The sequence below is a fragment of the Sorangium sp. So ce131 genome (genome assembly GCF_051519095.1).
Lineage (GTDB): Bacteria > Myxococcota_A > Polyangia > Polyangiales > Polyangiaceae > Sorangium.
Genome location: NZ_CP150455.1, coordinates 7,453,827 through 7,467,685, shown reverse-complemented (window position 1 = coordinate 7,467,685; position 13,859 = coordinate 7,453,827). Strand labels below are relative to the sequence as shown.

At 70.9% G+C, this 13,859-nt stretch carries 10 protein-coding genes; 4 read left to right on the top strand and 6 right to left on the bottom strand.

Going from position 1 to position 13,859, the window contains the following annotated elements; all coding sequences use genetic code 11:
* The first annotated feature begins 185 nt into the window (after positions 1 to 185).
* The 3 genes from WMF43_RS27195 (at position 186) to WMF43_RS27185 (ending at position 6,722) form a co-directional block, all read left to right on the top strand.
* The gene (locus tag WMF43_RS27195) at positions 186 to 2,405 is read left to right on the top strand and encodes a DUF3160 domain-containing protein (RefSeq protein WP_437668879.1); all 2,220 of its coding nucleotides are present in this window, start codon (positions 186 to 188) and stop codon (positions 2,403 to 2,405) included.
* Between the two features lie 351 nt (positions 2,406 to 2,756).
* A complete protein-coding gene (locus WMF43_RS27190) occupies positions 2,757 to 4,244 on the top strand; it encodes a hypothetical protein (protein WP_437668878.1) in 1,488 nt (495 codons plus the stop codon).
* Positions 4,245 to 4,490: 246 nt separating this feature from the next.
* Complete coding sequence (locus WMF43_RS27185) at positions 4,491 to 6,722, top strand: ATP-binding cassette domain-containing protein (RefSeq protein WP_437668877.1); 2,232 nt, start codon at positions 4,491 to 4,493, stop codon at positions 6,720 to 6,722.
* Between the two features lie 43 nt (positions 6,723 to 6,765).
* On the opposite strand, the gene WMF43_RS27180 is transcribed toward WMF43_RS27185, so the two are convergent.
* Genes WMF43_RS27180 through WMF43_RS27170 form a run of 3 tightly spaced genes read right to left on the bottom strand, consistent with a single transcriptional unit; the run spans position 6,766 to position 9,179 of the window.
* Complete coding sequence (locus WMF43_RS27180) at positions 6,766 to 7,305, bottom strand: AAA family ATPase (RefSeq protein ID WP_437668876.1); 540 nt, start codon at positions 7,303 to 7,305, stop codon at positions 6,766 to 6,768.
* 54 nt (positions 7,306 to 7,359) lie between these two features.
* Positions 7,360 to 8,400 (bottom strand): MBL fold metallo-hydrolase, encoded by a 1,041-nt coding sequence (locus tag WMF43_RS27175; RefSeq protein ID WP_437668875.1) that lies wholly within the window; start codon positions 8,398 to 8,400, stop codon positions 7,360 to 7,362.
* Positions 8,397 to 9,179, bottom strand: a complete 783-nt coding sequence (locus tag WMF43_RS27170; RefSeq protein WP_437668874.1) for a TVP38/TMEM64 family protein — start codon at positions 9,177 to 9,179, stop codon at positions 8,397 to 8,399. The genes WMF43_RS27175 and WMF43_RS27170 overlap by 4 nt, the downstream gene beginning before the upstream one ends.
* An 80-nt stretch (positions 9,180 to 9,259) precedes the next feature.
* Between WMF43_RS27170 and WMF43_RS27165 the strand changes: the two genes are divergently transcribed.
* On the top strand, positions 9,260 to 9,940 hold the full coding sequence (locus tag WMF43_RS27165) for a TetR/AcrR family transcriptional regulator (RefSeq protein ID WP_437668873.1): 681 nt from the start codon (positions 9,260 to 9,262) through the stop codon (positions 9,938 to 9,940).
* 82 nt (positions 9,941 to 10,022) lie between these two features.
* Here the strand turns inward: WMF43_RS27165 and WMF43_RS27160 are convergent, their stop codons facing one another.
* From WMF43_RS27160 to WMF43_RS27150, 3 genes are all read right to left on the bottom strand, one after another.
* Positions 10,023 to 10,604, bottom strand: a complete 582-nt coding sequence (locus tag WMF43_RS27160; protein ID WP_437668872.1) for a hypothetical protein — start codon at positions 10,602 to 10,604, stop codon at positions 10,023 to 10,025.
* Between the two features lie 770 nt (positions 10,605 to 11,374).
* Positions 11,375 to 12,076: a hypothetical protein gene (locus WMF43_RS27155; RefSeq protein WP_437668871.1), complete on the bottom strand. Its 702-nt coding sequence runs from the start codon at positions 12,074 to 12,076 to the stop codon at positions 11,375 to 11,377.
* 281 nt (positions 12,077 to 12,357) lie between these two features.
* Entirely contained in the window at positions 12,358 to 13,833 is a 1,476-nt protein-coding gene (locus WMF43_RS27150) for a serine/threonine-protein kinase (RefSeq protein WP_437668870.1), read from the bottom strand.
* Between the last annotated feature and the right edge of the window lie 26 nt (positions 13,834 to 13,859).

Genomic DNA, 13,859 nt, shown 5'->3' with positions numbered 1-13,859 from the left:
GCGGCAGCCGGAGGTCACCGTTATCGCGGCGGGAAGCGGCGCAGTCCATCCGGCCGAGGGCCGTTCCTCCTGGAGGGGGCTTCGCTACGCTTGGCATGTCTGTTGCTGTTCGCAGGTCTCGGTTCCCCCGCTTTGTCGTGGCACATTTGGACCGGGGGAGCGGGAGGCATGACATGACGCGAACGATGATGAGCTGGTTTGGGCGCGGGACGAGGGGGGCGCTGCCGCTGCTGGCGCTGCTCTGCGCCTGCTCGAGTGGACCCGGCGGCCCTGATCCCGGCGCCATCGCCGATGTGCCGAGCGAGCTTGACCCTGGCACCGAAGTCACGGTCTCCGCGCCGGCCGGTGTTGACGCCCTGGTAAAGAGGCTCGAGGAGGCACGGCGCTCGACCGCGGACGAGCTGCGAGCGAGCCACGCCGTCGAGTTCGAGCCTGACCTCGGCTACGACCCGCTCACCGCGGCGAGCCTAGACCAGATTCTGGCCGCCTTCTACCCGTCTCCCGACGCTCCGAAGGAGCGCCTGGCGCAAACGGGCTTCGCCATCGGCGCGGACAGCCGATTCCCGTCGTTTGCCCTTGGCTACTCCCAGATTTACATGGCGGATCTGCCGGTGTTCATCAGCAGCGACATGGTGCTGGAAGCCATCTACCGCTCGCACGACAAGATCCTCCAGCAGCTGGAGAAGGAGGCGCTGCGGCCTCGACTCGAGCGCTTGCTGACCGCGATCCGCAGCTCGCTGATCGAAACGGCCGACACGCTGGATCCGGAGGTGGCCTCCGATCTGAACTTCTATCTGGGCGTGGCTGTGTCGCTCTTGAACGGCGGCAAGGTCGACCCCCGCGAGCATCCAGGGGTACAGAGCTTCGTCGACGCCGCCATGGACGCCGACGGAATACAGGAACGCGTGCTGTTCGGCGTGACGCGGAGCATCGACTTCTCCCAGTTCAAGCCGCGCGGACACTACGCCGGCGATCGGGAGCTGGAGAGCTACTTCCGCAGCATGATCTGGCTCGGCCGCATCGACTTTCGTCTGATCGAGACGCAAAGCGACGGCAGCCAGCTCTTGCGGCGCAGGCAGGTCGAGAGCGCCATCGCGCTGCGCCGGCTCCTCGACCCGAGCGCGTTCGCGGAATACCTGTCGATCGACGCGACCATCAGCGCGTTCGTGGGCGAGCACGACTACATGACGCTGCCGGAGGTGGACGATCTGCTCACCGCGTTGAACGCTCCCGAAGGGATCGCCGCCGTCGACGACGCGTCCCTCGCCGGCGCGCTCGTCGAAGGTCAGTTCGGCGAGCAGCGGATCGCCAGCCACGTGATGCGGCGCCAGGCCGGCGGCGCGGGCACCTTCCCCTTGAACCTGAGCTTCGCGCTGTTCGGTCAGCGCTACACGGTCGACAGCCATGTCTTCTCGAACCTGGTCTACGACCGCCTGCCCACGCGCGTCGTGCCCGACCCGCTCGACGTGGCCTTCGCCGCGCTGGGCAACGACCAGGCGATCGGCCTGCTCGGCGACGAGCTCGACGCCGAAGCCGGCTATCCCGGTGAGCTCTCCGCGCTGCGCGTGCTGGTCGACGAGCACCCCGAGCAGTACTGGGAGGGCAGCCTGTACACGAGCTGGCTCGGCGCGCTCCGCACGTTGTCGCCCGGAGCGGGCGCCCCGGCGGAGGACCTGCCCGCGGTGGCCCGCAGCGACGCCTGGGGCCGCCGGCTGCTCAACACGCAGCTCAGCTCGTGGGCGCAGCTCCGCCACAACAACGTGCTCTACGTGAAGCAGTCGTACACGTCGAACGCGTCGTGCGAGTATCCGGACGCCTACGTCGATCCCTACCCCGAGTTCTTCGAGGCCGTGGTCGGCTTCGCCGAGCGCGCGCAAGCGCTCACCGCCGCGCTCGACCTCGAGCCGAGCTTCGGCAGCCAGGTCGAGGACTACTTTGCGCGCGTCGCGCGCATCAACCTCACGTTGGCCGAGATGGCGCGCGCCCAGCGCAGCGGCCAGCCGCACACCGAGGAGCACCTCGCGTTCATCAACCGGGCCGTCACGGCCAACGTGAATTGCGACGGGACCGTGCTCGGCCACACGGGCTGGTACAGCGAGCTCCACTTCGACCCGCTGCAGGCCGTGGAGATGGATCCCGCCATCACCGACGTGCACACCGACATCGGCGGCGACTTGCCGGTCTCTCGCCCGCCCAGCGTGCTTCACGTGGGCACCGGCTCGCCGCGCCTGATGGTGGTGACCGTCGAGTCCTGCCAGGGTCCCCGCGCGTACGCGGGCGTCGTCTCCGCCTACCACGAGGTCCTCGAAGAGGGCCTGGTGCGCCTCACCGACGAGGAATGGAAGACCCGAGTCTACGGCGACCTGCCGGCCGTGCCCTGGCTCGCTCCGTTACTGAGCGAGTGAGCGCGGGGACCCCGCGCTTCACGAGGCGATCGGTCGGCTGATCGGGCTGCCGGCCGCGCCGGAGGCCCGAGCAAGCTTGGGCCGATGGCGAAGCGCTCGTGTCCTCGCGTGAAGTGGGTAGGCGCACGTCCGACTGCCTACGACAATTCATGCAACCACATGCGCCGACACCCTCCTGCGCTCGGGGCCGTCACGAAGACTCCAAGATCCCGTGATCCAAGTCACTGTACATACTGGTATTCCGCATCTATAGCAGTTCCCCCCCGCCTGGAGCTCCAGCCGGGGCGTTCGCGCCGTGCGCTCCAGCGGGCATGGAGCCGCGGCCCACGCGAGAAAGGTGCCTTCTTATCCATGCAAAGAACATCGAGTTTGTGCGCGCTGGCCGGCCTCGCGATCGGGGCTTGCACCCTCGACGCCGGGATCTCGGGGTCCGGGGATGACGGTCCGCTCGGCGAGGCGGCGCAGTCGCTCGTCACCGATTGCGATTACTTGAATCCGGCGCTCTGGCCGCCGCTCCCGCTGCCCGTCGACTTCGACCGCGAGCTGCTCATCCGCGATGTCGCCGTCGTCGACGACGTCTGCCGCACCACCTGGTCCGGCTCCTGCCCCTCCGGCGGCTCCCCGGCCGCGTGGACCTTCGGCATGCTCATGCGCCAGATGGCCGGCGGGACGCCGGTCCACCAATTCGTGGCCGAGTGGCTGCACGCGTGGGAGGTGCCGAACGTCGTCAACGGCTTCGCCGTGCCGGCGCGGCCGGGGATCCGGCCCACGCTCATCGATCCGTGGCTCGTCGCCAGCGGCTGCGCCGCCGGGGCGCCCATCGTCGGCCCGGGCGCCTGCCCGCTCGACATCAGGAGGGCGCCTTTCCGCCTCCTCGCCATCCTCAACCGCGCCGATCTGCAGGACCCGTCCCCGCTCTACGGCGGCCCTCCGAGCGCCGGCGAGGTGCGGTTCGTCTTCGGCCTCTTCGATCTGCCGAGCGGCAACCCGCTCCCGGCCACGGTCATCCTCGAGTACAGCCTCCCGTCGCAGCGCGGCGGGGCTCCGGCCACGACCTTCGACTGGGCGAGCGCCTTTCACAAGCTGAGCGACCCGTCCCTCGGGCCGATCGGCTCGCCCCCGTACCTCGCCTACCTCGAGTCGCTGCTCACCGACATCACCTCGCCGGGGGCGGAGCCCGGCGCGCTCAACTTCGGCAGCGCCATCGCCCAGGTGCGCACCAACGAGATCATCTTCGGGCCCGACTGGAAGCTCCGCGAGAGCACGCTCCAGCAGGTCGGCCTGGGGCCCAACGCCGCGTTGCTCCTGCCGGACACGACCAAGCAGACGCCGGACGACAGCCTGAACGCGTCGGGCGCGCTCGACGGCTACCTCGACCCCAACGCGCTCTGGACCGGCTCGCCCAACCTGATCGACTTCACCCAGACGCCGATCCCGGTCCCGCTGCTCGGCGGCGAGTCGACCTCGCCCCCGCCCGGGCCTGGGCCGTTCTGGGATCACACCGCGACGACGCCGCTGAATCCCATCGAGCGCCACCATTTCGCGCTCGCCACGTGCAACGGCTGCCACAGCCCGACCGAGCTGGCGACGCCGTTCACGCACATCCACCCGCGCCCGCCGGGTGTGCAATCCGGCCTCTCGCCGTTCCTCTCCTCACCGCCCATCCCCGCCGGCGGGCCCATCGGCCTGCCCGCCGCGGGCACCGAGCTCACCGTGCCGGATCCCGCGGGCACGGGCGCCATCTTCTCGTACCATGAGCCGTGGCGCCGGGTCTGCGAGACGACGCGCATCCTGAACGGCGTGACCGTGCCGTTCACGCGGGCCAACGGCGCCCACTGACCTGGTAGCCGCGCATCCCGAACGGCGTGACCGCGCCGTTCACGCGGGAGGGCGGCGCTCACTGACCAGGTGACTGACCAGCTACCGGCGGCCCCTCGACCGCCTTGCTTTCCCTTCCCCCGCGGGCTAGAGGACCCGGCCGATGTCGAGGCGTGAGGGGCGTTTTGGCAGCACGCGCGGCGGCGCCCCGGGCGCCTGCGCGGCCATGAGCGACGCTCCAGCGCCTCCTAGCCACGAGGTGACGTGATGGAACGCCAGTTCATCGAGGTCCGCGGCGCGCGCGAGAACAACCTCAAGGACGTCTCGCTGGACATCCCGAAGCAGAAGATCACGGTGTTCACCGGCGTGTCCGGCTCCGGGAAATCTTCGCTGGTCTTCGACACGATCGCCGCCGAGGCGCAGCGCCAGCTCAACGAGACCTTCACCGCGTTCGTGCAGGGCTTCTTGCCGCGTTACGGCCAGCCCGACGTCGACCGCATCGAGCACCTGAACGCGCCGATCATCATCGATCAGAAGCGGGTCGGGGGCGGCTCGCGCTCGACCGCGGGGACTTACACGGACATCTCCGCGTTGCTGCGGCTGCTCTTCTCGCGGGTGGGAGAGCCCCAGGCGGGGCCGGCCTACGCCTTCTCGTTCAACACCCCGCAGGGGATGTGCCCGGAGTGCGAGGGCATCGGCAAGACCGTTCAGCTCGATCTGGAGAGGTTCCTCGATCGCAGCAAGTCGCTGAACGGCGGCGCGATCCTCCACCCGGACTTCAAGGTCGGCAAGTGGATGTGGAAGATGTACCCGCTCTCGGGCCTCTTCGACAGCGACAAACCGATCAAGGACTACAGCGACAACGAGCTCCACGCCCTCCTGTACGGCGCCGACGTGAAGGTCTCCTTCGGCGAGTTCGGCTCCAAGTACGAGGGCCTCGTCGAGCGCTTCACCCGCATGTACCTCAAGAAGGACGCGGCGGCGATGTCCGACCGCAACCGGGCCGTGTTCGAGCAGTTCACCACCTCGCAGACCTGCCCGGCGTGCCACGGCGCGAGGCTCAACCAGCCGGCGCTGAACTGTAGGATCAACGGCCGGAACATCGCCGAGCTCTCCGACCTGGAGGCGACGGAGCTGATCAAGCTCCTGGAGGGCTTCACCGATCCGGTCGCCGTGAGGCTCTCGGCCAGGCTCACCGAGCGCTTGCAGCACCTCGTGGACATCGGGCTGGGTTACCTGAGCCTCAGCCGGGAGACCTCGACCCTGTCCGGCGGCGAGTCGCAGCGCGTGAAGATGATCCGGCATCTCGGCAACAGCCTGACCGACATGTTGTACATCCTCGACGAGCCCAGCGTGGGGCTGCACGCGCGCGACGTCGCCCGCCTGAACACCCTGCTGAAGAAGCTGCGCGACAAGGGCAACACCGTGCTGGTCGTCGAGCACGATCCCGATGTGATCGCCATCGCGGATCACGTGGTGGACATCGGCCCGAAGGCCGGGGCCCACGGCGGCAGGGTGGTCTTCGAGGGGAGCTACGAGGCCCTCAAGGGCGCCGACACGCTGACCGGGAAGTTCCTCAAGCAGCACCTGCCGATCAAGCAGAAGGTGCGGAAACCCACCGGGCATCTGCCCATCAAGAACGCCACCCTGCACAACCTGAAGAACGTCACGGTGAACATCCCCACGGGGGTGCTGACCGTGGTGACGGGGGTCGCCGGCTCCGGCAAGAGCACGTTGATCAACGAGGTCTTCCTGGAGCAGCACCCGGACGCGATCGTGATCGATCAGTCCCGCGTGACGGCGAACAGCCGCTCGGCCCCGTCCACCTATACCGGGATCATGGACGACATCCGGCAGGCGTTCGCGAAGGCGAGCAAGGTGAGCGCCTCGCTCTTCAGCTTCAACTCGGAGGGCTGCTGTCCGAACTGCAACGGCCTGGGCGTGGTGTACACCGATCTGGCGTTCATGGAGGGCATCACCTCCACCTGCGAGATCTGCGAGGGCAAGCGCTTCAAGGCCGAGGTGCTGGCGTACACGCTGCGCGGCAAGACGATCAGCGACGTGCTGGACATGACCGCGGAGGAAGCCCTGGCCTTCTTCACCGAGAAGAAGGTCAAGGCCGTGCTGCAGGCCATGAACGACGTGGGCCTGGGATACCTGAAGCTGGGCCAGCCGCTCAGCACGATGTCGGGCGGGGAGGGGCAGCGCCTGAAGCTCGCCACCGAGCTCCACAAACAGGGCAGCATCTACGTGATGGACGAGCCCACCACCGGGCTTCACCTCTCCGACATCGGGCTGCTCATGGGCATCATCGACCGGCTGGTGGACGCCAGGAACACGGTCGTCCTGATCGAGCACCACCTGGACGTGATCCGGCAGGCCGACTGGATCATCGACCTCGGCCCGGAGGGGGGCAGCGCCGGGGGGGAGGTGCTGTTCGAGGGGCCGCCGCAGGAGCTGAAGGGCTGCGCGCGGAGCATCACGGCGCGGTTCATCTGACGACAGCGGAGCGGCCACAGAGCGGGCGGCCCAGCTGTCGCGATCACGTCGCGCTCGCCCGAGGAGGGACCGCCGCCTGACCCGAGGTGTCGATGAACCGGACGTCGCGTCCGCGGCACTCGGCCTCTTCGGGCGATTCCCACATGTCGCTCGCCAGGTCGAAGATAGGAGGCGGAACCACCATGGAGAACGTGTCGCCCTTCTCGCGGTTGCGCTGCTCCACCCGCTCGCGGCGCAGCTCGCGGGGCGCGTCCAGCACGTAGATCGTCAACGCGTACCCTGCGGCGTCCACGCGTCGGTAGAGCCGGTCGCGGTCGCGCCGGAGGATCAGGCCGATCTCCAGCACGACGTTCGTGCCCACGTCGATCATGTTCCTCGTGAGCTTCCAGATCTGCTCGACGCAACGCGCGGTGCGTTCGATGTACCATTCCATGACCCCCGACTCCGGCCGGTCGGGTCTGAACAGCTGCGCCATCCACTCGTCCAGGTTCAGATTGACGGCGGAGTGCTCGCGGCAAAGCTGCCGTGCGAACGTCGATTTGCCTGCGCCCACCGGACCGATGATGAGATGGATTCGCGCCATTGCCGGAGGCTACCCCGCCGGGCGGCCGCGAAGCAAGGGAGCGCCTCGCCCCCGTCAGCGAGCGCCGGCGACCGCGCGCCACCACGGGATCGGCGCGCGGTCGTGATCGGGCTCGAAGGCCTCGCCGATGCGCGGCGTCACGACGCGCGCGCGGCGCTCGGCCGCCAGGGAGAGCAACGTCTCGGCCGGCTCGTCCCAGCCGTGGAGGGCGAGGTCGAACGTGCCCCAGTGGACCGGCAGGAGCGTGCCGCCGCCGAGCATCTGGAACGCGGTCAGCGCGTTCTCGGGGCCGAGGTGGATCGCCCCCCACGCGGGGTGGTACGCGCCGACCTCGAGCATCACCAGGTCGAAGGGACCGTGGCTCCGGCCGACGTCCGCGAACTCGGGGGTGAGCCCCGTGTCGCCGGAGAAGAAGACCTTGCGCCGCTCTGCCTCGATGACCCACGAAGCCCAGAGCGTCTTGTTGCCGCTCGTCGGCCCGCGACCCGAGAAGTGCTGCGAGGGCGTCGCGGTGAACCGGACGCCGCCCACCACCGCGCGCTCGTGCCAGTCGAGCTCGGTGATCCGCGCGGGGTCGACGCCGAGCGCCTCGAGGTGCACGCCCACGCCGAGGGCCGTGACGATGGGGACACGCGTGCGAGCCAGCGCCTCGATCGTCGGAGCGCAGAGGTGATCGAAGTGGTCGTGCGACAGGAGGACCACGTCGAGCGGCGGCAGCTCCTCGAGCGCGGCCGGGACGGGGTGGAAGCGCAGCGGGCCCGCGAACGAGACGGGGGAGGCGCGCTCGCCGAACACCGGATCGGTGAGGACGCGGCGGCCGTCGATCTCGAGCAGCACGGTGCTGTGGCCGAGCCACGTGACCCTGAGGCCGGTCGCGCTCCGTCGCGTCCAGGCCTCGTGCGGCCGCACGAGGGGCAGCGGACCGGGCGGCACCCGCCGCTCGCGACCGAAGAAGTACTCGCCGAGGATGGGCCACGCCGAGCCATTCATCGCCGGGCCGGCGCCCGACGGGTTCCGGAACTTGCCGTCCTTGAACTGAGCGGAGGCGCGGGCGCGCTCGATCCGGAGCCCTTTGCGACGCTGAGAATCGTTCATGACGGGACGACCTCCTGCCTGGCGCAGCGCCTGGCGAGCCAGAGTAAGACCGTGACGGCGATCAGCGCGGCGCCGATGCCGATCCACACCGAGGGGGGCGCGTCGCGCAGGGCGTCGAAGACCCGCTCTCCGAAGTACGCAGTCGCCAGCAAGGGAAGGAGATACCCGGCCAGCGAGCCCCAGAAATGGGTCGAGAAGCGCACCCCGGAGACGCCGAAGAACACGTGGAGCATGGGCGGCATCCAGAGGACGAGGCGGAGCATGAACACCGTGAAGAACGCCCGCCGCCTGAGGGCCTCGTCGTAGGCGCGGAAGCGCGCGGGCACCCGCCTCGCTACCCAGTCGCGCGCGACGAAGCGCGCGAACGAGAAGCCGACGACGCTCGCCGCCATGGTGCCCGCCATCGAGAGCGCGAACGCCACCGGCCAAGGCCAGATGAGCGGCGCCGCCAGGATGAACACCGTACCCGGCACGCCGAACGGCTGGAGCGCGGCGTACGCCGCCACGAACGCGACATAACCCCACGGCCCGAGCTCCACGAGCGCCTGCTTGATCCGCGCGGGCTCGCCGAAGATCTCGAGCAGGCCCGCCCGCTGCGCCGCGACGAGGAGCGCGACCACGGCGGCCACCGCGCCGATCTTCGCGCCCCGGAGGGCGCGGCCGGCCGCCGCCAGGCCGGGCTGGGGAGCAGGCGGCGGCGTCGCGGCCGGCTCGCCGGGGGAGGCGGCGCCGCCGCCTTCCGGGGGCGCGACATCGGGCAGATGGTCGGGCGAGCGCACCGGACGATGTTTACAATCCGGGCTCATCTTGTCAAGGTGATGGTTGACAAGTTGAGGCCATCCTGTCAAGCTTGGTCATCGTGAGCGAAGAGAGCTCCACGGGCAGATCCGCCGACGACCAGCGGCGCCGCAAGCTGATGGACGCGGCGCTGACGGTGTTCCTGCGCTTCGGATTCCGGAAGACGTCGATGGACGAGGTGGCGCGCGCCGCGAACGTCTCGCGACAGGGGCTCTACCTCCACTTCGCCGCGAAGGAGGAGCTCTTCCGCGCGTCGGTGGAGTACTTCCTCGACACCTCGCTCGCCGCCGTCGCGGCCGCGCTCGCCGACGCGGAGCGCCCGCTGGAGGAGCGGCTCGTGGCCGCGTTCGACACGTGGACCGGCCGGTTCGTGGGCGCGCTCGGGTCCGACGCGGCGGACCTCGCGGCCGCCACGAAGGATCTCGTCGGCCCCATGGTCGCCGAGCGTGAGGGGCAGTTCGTCGAGGCCGTGGCGGAGGCCCTGCGCGCGTCCGGGCTGGTGGACGCCTACGCGCCCGCGGGGGTGACCGGGCGCCAGCTCGCGGACACCCTGTACGCCTCGGCGCGCGGCCTGAAGTACGCCGCCGCGACGCGCGAGGCGTTTGTCGAGGGCATGTCCGTCGCCGCGCGGGTGATGTGCCTGCCGGGGCGGGCACCTCGAGAGAAGCGGACCAAGCAAAAACCGCCGAGCCCTCGCCCCGTGGGCGGCCGGCCGCGCAAGGCGCGCGGCGCGACGCGATGACGAGGGGCAAGCGGCATGAGGATCCCCCTCTTCACGGGCGCGTCGGGCGCGGAGCGCGCCGCGCCGGGGCCTGCGTCCGGGGCTACCAGTGGCGGCACAGGTCGTCGAGGTAGAACTCCTGTCCTCCCACGCGGACGTCGGTGATCACGGCCCCGGCCAGCGGGGTGATCGTGACCCTGCCGCGCTCGATCCCGGCGCCCACGACGAAGTTGACGTCGATCAGCGCCCCTCCCAGGACGACGCCGTTCAGCGCGCTGAGGTTCGGCACGTTGACGAAATCGCCGTTCACGGCGAGGTTCACGTTCCCTCCGAGGTCGGCGTAACGGAAGCGGACCCAGTCCGACGGCGTGTTGAACACGAGCGCGAGGTTGATGTTGTTCTCCTCGAGCTCCTGGGCGGGCGAGCCGGCCGCGTTGTTCGACGCGACGATCTCCGCGAAGCCGCCGAAGGTCCAGCCACCCCCGGGGAACTCGAACGGCGTGAACGCGGCGGTGGCGTTGAGCGCGGGGACGACAGCGCCGACCCCGAACGTCGTCCCGGCCGCGAGGCCGGAGAAGTCATGGCAGGCGCTCGCGGCCGCGGCGGTGCCGGCCTTGAGCGTGACGGCGCCGAGCGCGGCGGCCGTGGTGATGGCGAGGGTGAACATGGAGCGAGCGGTGCGCATGGTGGTAGTTCCTTCCTTGGCTCTCGAAGCGGAGGCGGCCGGTTCACGCAGCGGACCCAGCGTGGGTCCGGTCGCGGCGGCGCCTCTGGCGGAGAGGCATTGCAACAGCGGCGCCAGCGCGCGCGGAGGTCTCGACCTCCACGGACGGCCACCGAAGGGGAGCGGCCTTTCGAGCTGAGAGCGGGCCGGGATCAGGCGGCGCGACCGCCGCCGCGCGTCGCGCGACGGTCCCGCTCCGGGGGGTGGCTGCCACAGGTCCAGCTGTCCGCTGGCACATCGGCGATGTCACATTTCCTGTGTCGGTGACAGGGACACCGGTTGCGTGGCGTGTGTACGCATTCGCGAGCTGACCGGCCCGCTGGGAGGGTGGCCGCGCGGCGCAGGGGACGGGCTGAACTCGCCTTGCACGTCGTGTCCCCTCCGTGCTGCGCACTGCGGAGACACGACGTCCTGTGGGCTCAGACAACAGCCCGTCCCCTGCGCCGCGCGGCGGCCACCCTCCCAGCGGGCCTACCGCAATCGAAGGGAGGTGCGGCGCAGGGAATCGTTCATGAGAAGCAGGGCAGGGGAGGAACGGAGGGCCCTCGGACGGCTGCGCAGACGAGCGACGCTGGGGGACGTGCTCGCGGGGAGCGATCGGGATGGGGGCTCGGGCGGGGGCCGCGAGCGGCTGCGGATCGAGGGGGCGCCGGGATCGCCGCGCGCTTGCCGACGTGCACGCCGGCGGGAGGGGGAGGCGAGGGACCGCGAGGGGCGCTGCGCCGGCCCGCTCAGATGAAGTCCAGCGTCCTGCAGAAGATCTCCAGCTTCCTGATGTGGCCGTTCGTCGTGTCATAACTGAGCTGCATCCCCGTCATCACCTCCTGGTCCTCACAGGAGAGGAGCACCTCGTCCCCGCCGTACCCGAGCGCGTCGGCCGTGTAGAGCGGCGAGCTCGACGCGATCGCCTGGCCGGCCGTCGTCTTCTCGGCGTACTGGATGTTGATGTTCTTCACGTGTCCGCTGGCGTTGTTCACCGTCAGCGTCACGCCGGTGGGGTAGGCGTCGATCGAGGGGATGTCGATGGCGTGCAGGACGGTGTCTTGGAACCCCGAGAGGAAGAAGTTCTTCGTTCCAGACGCCCCCTGCGGGAGGGTGTCGTCCGTAAGATCGTACTGCCTACACTGCCCCCGCATCCTGCCGATGAACTGGCCGACGTTGCCCTCGTACACGTCGAGGCCGGTCAACATGTACTCCGGGCCGTACTCGACTTGACACTTGACGTAACGGACCGCGAGGTTGGCTGTCGCGCCCGAGTCCCACGTCGGGTTGACGGTGACCGTGCCGATGGTCCAGTCCTCCGCCTCGGCGGCGGGCGCGCCCTCGGCGAGCGCGTCCACCGCGGGATCGAAGTCGGTCGCGTCGACGGCGCAGCCAGGAGCGAAGACGGCGAGGAGGGCAGCGAGGGTGATCGTGGATCGAACGATAGGCATGGTGAGGTTTCCTTTTCTTGTTCTCGAGCGGAGGCTGCCTGTCCGCCCATCGGACCCCAATGTGGCCCGGCCGCGGCGGCGTCTCCGCCCGAGGCCCATCGCAAGAGCGGGACCAGCGAGCGCGGCCGCGCCGAGATGGCGAGCCGTCGCGCGTCGCGGCCGGGCGGCTCCGCGCAAGCGCCCGGCCTGCCGCTGGCCAGACCGTCCCCTGTCACACCGACCCTGTCACACCGCCTGTGGCAGTGGCAGCCGCGCGTGTCCGGGTCAGCCCGCCGCGGCGGTCAGGGCGCCACCCGGCGCAGCGCACCGCCGGCGGCAGGGGGCGGCGCGCGCTCGAGCCCTTCGGCGAACGCGTCGGTCATGAAGACGCCCGCCCCGGTCGCGCCGGGCGTCCAGGAGCGCAGCGCCTCCGGCGCGGCCGCGTGCAGGGCGAGGCGGGGGACGACCTCGGGGCTCGCGTCGGCCCGCGCGCCGAGCTCCGCCCAGAGGTCGAGCGCCCAGCCGAGCGCCCGCTCTCGGGCATGCTCGTCAGGGGCGGGCAGCGTCGCCAGCAGCGCGTCGGCGCTCTCGACCACGAGCGTGGCCCCGAGCCGGCAGAGCGCCGCCCGCGCCGCCTCGAGCAGGCGCTCCACGTCGGCGAGCGCCTCGTCGCCGGCGTCGTCCGGCGCGGCCAGCCCGGCCTCGACGAGCAACGCGACACCCGGCCCGCGGCGCTCGTCGAGGCCTGCGCTCGCCGGCGCGGCGCCCCCGGAGGCCGGCGCGGCGCCTCTGGAGGCCGGCGCGGCGCCCCCGATCGCGGCCGCGGCAGCCCCGGTCGCCGGCGCAGCGACCGCCTCGCGCAGGTCGGCGAGCAGCTCGGTCACGCCCGGGTAGCGGTCCGCCGGGGCCTTGGCGAGGCAGCGGCGCACCACGGCGTCGAACGCGGCCGACACCGGCGCGCGCTCGCTCGGGCGGGGCGGGGGCGCGCTGAGGTGCATCTCCTCGGTCTCGACCGCGTCCGCGCCCTGGAACGGCAGCTCGGCCGTCACCAGCTGGTAGGCGAGCAGGCCCGCCGCGTAGACGTCGGTGCGCGCGTCCACCGCGCCGCCGAGGATCTGCTCCGGCGCCATCGTGAGCGGCGTGCCGAGGACCAGGCTGCTGCTCTTGCCGCCGCGCCCGCCGCCCAGCGGCTCGAGCAGCTTGGCGATGCCGAAATCGACGAGCTTCACGCCGAGCGCGCCGCTCACGCCGGCGCGGGGGCGGACCATGACGTTCTCGGCCTTCACGTCGCGGTGCACGACGCCGATCGCGTGCGCGGCCGCGAGCGCGCCGAGGACCTCCTCGAGCAGCGCGACCGCCTCGGCCGGCGAGAACGCGCCGCGCGCGCGGAGCTCGGCCGCGAGGCTCCGGCCCTCCACCCACTCCATCACGATGTACGGCCGGCCGTCATCGAGCGCGCCTACGCCGCGGACCTCGACGATCGCCGGGTGCTCGAGGCGCGCGAGCACCTCCGCCTCCTGCTGGAAACGCCGGAGCATCGCGGGCAGGAGCGACAGCTCGCGGCGGAGCACCTTCAGCGCGACCGCCGCGCCGCCGTCGAGCGGCCAGGCGCGGTGCACGACGCCGAAGCCGCCCCCGAGGCGCACGTCGTCGAGCAGGTACCCCGCGACGACCGCGCCCGCGGGGAGCGCGTCGCCGGCGGCGCTCCTCGACAGCTCCAGCGGACGACCCGAGATGACGGCGGTCTCTTCCTGGATGAGCTCGGCGCGCGTCTCCATGGTGGGCGCTCTCAGTATACTCGCGC